The 1,322-nt window shown below is 40.9% G+C and carries 1 protein-coding gene and 1 pseudogene; both read right to left on the bottom strand.

Annotated elements, in window-relative coordinates; translation table 11 throughout:
- Positions 1-151: 151 nt before the first annotated feature.
- A complete protein-coding gene (locus H5183_RS18650) occupies positions 152-910 on the bottom strand; it encodes a hypothetical protein (RefSeq protein ID WP_182732416.1) in 759 nt (252 codons plus the stop codon).
- Positions 897-1,322 (bottom strand): annotated as a pseudogene (locus H5183_RS18645) (hypothetical protein); the annotation flags it as partial. The gene H5183_RS18650 and the pseudogene H5183_RS18645, both read right to left, overlap by 14 nt.

The raw sequence follows: 1,322 nt of genomic DNA, 5'->3' as shown, positions 1-1,322 counted from the left end.
TGAAAGCTGAAAGCTGAAAGCTGAAAGCTGAAAGCTGAAAGCTGAAAAATTGAACCTTGTTGGGCACCCCCTTACAAGGTTTTTTTATGTGTAAATTAAATAACAACTTTTATCACAACGTATAATCATAAAAAGCAGTGCAGTTTTACGCTTATAATCCTTCATATTCAGCTTCCCTTGGCTTTAAAATTTGCTTTCTACATTTAACCATACTCCAACAATCCGTTTCGGGTACACCGTAATACCAGGCTCTAAATATCGGTTGATACTTTTCAATAACCCGTAGTTGCATACTTGGTGAAAAATGAGGTAAGTAAATAGTTTTGGTCACCGTAATGTGCCTTTTAATCGTCTTTCCTAAATTAAAGCGCGCTTGGCGATACCGAATGTCTGCTTTTTTATATTCTCTGCTCTCAGGTGTAAAGTTTTGCATGTCTTGCTTAGGGCCAGTCGCCCACCCAGCTACTTTATTCATTTGTTCAGCAAACGGCTTAACGGTAAACGTGACATGAATAGGGTCATCAGCATCGGTGGGCGCAAAGCCTCGCGTAAATACATTGTAGTGATAATTAGGATGAGTAACTTTAAAAAGAATTGTCGCATAGGCATTGGGTTGTAATAAATCCAAACGCTCGCGTGGGAAGGTGACTGGCTCGTTAGCATAGGCCGTTTTAAAGTATCTATAACCTGAGTCTATTCCACAACTACTATGACCACATGACTCTGTGTACACAGACTCTATCAAAAAAGGAAATTCTGGCACTGAGCCATCTTCTGTTTCAATCGTCACAACAATGGGCCCACGATAACCATGCGCTTTATCGAATACTGTAGTGCAACTTGTTGTCAAAAAACACGCCAGTAGCACACAGTAAAATTGCAGTGCAGTTTTACGCTTATAATCCTTCATATTCAGCTTCCCTTGGCTTTAAAATTTGCTTTCTACATTTAACCATACTCCAACAATCCGTTTCAGGTACGCCGTAATACCAGGCTCTAAAAATCGGTTGATACTTTTCAATCACCCGTTGTTGCATACTTGGTGAAAAATGGGGTAAGTAAAAAGTTTTGATCGTCGTAATGTGCCTTTTAATCGTCTTTCCTAAATTAAAGCGCTCTTGCCAAAGCTGCATTTTCCCATTGAAATGCTCATTACTATCTGGTGCCGCGTTCTGCATCATCACTTTGCCCTGCTCGGCCCAGCCAGCTACTTTTTTCATTTGTTCAGTAAACGGCTTAACGGTAAACGTGATATGAATAGGGTCATCAGCATCGGTGGGCCCAAAGCCTCGCGGAAATCCGCGGTGGTGATAATTAGGATG

This window comes from Pseudoalteromonas sp. SR44-8 (genome assembly GCF_014163635.1).
Taxonomy (GTDB): Bacteria; Pseudomonadota; Gammaproteobacteria; order Enterobacterales; family Alteromonadaceae; genus Pseudoalteromonas; species Pseudoalteromonas rhizosphaerae.
The sequence above is the reverse complement of the archived record's forward strand: the minus strand, read 5'-3'. Positions and strand labels throughout refer to the sequence as shown.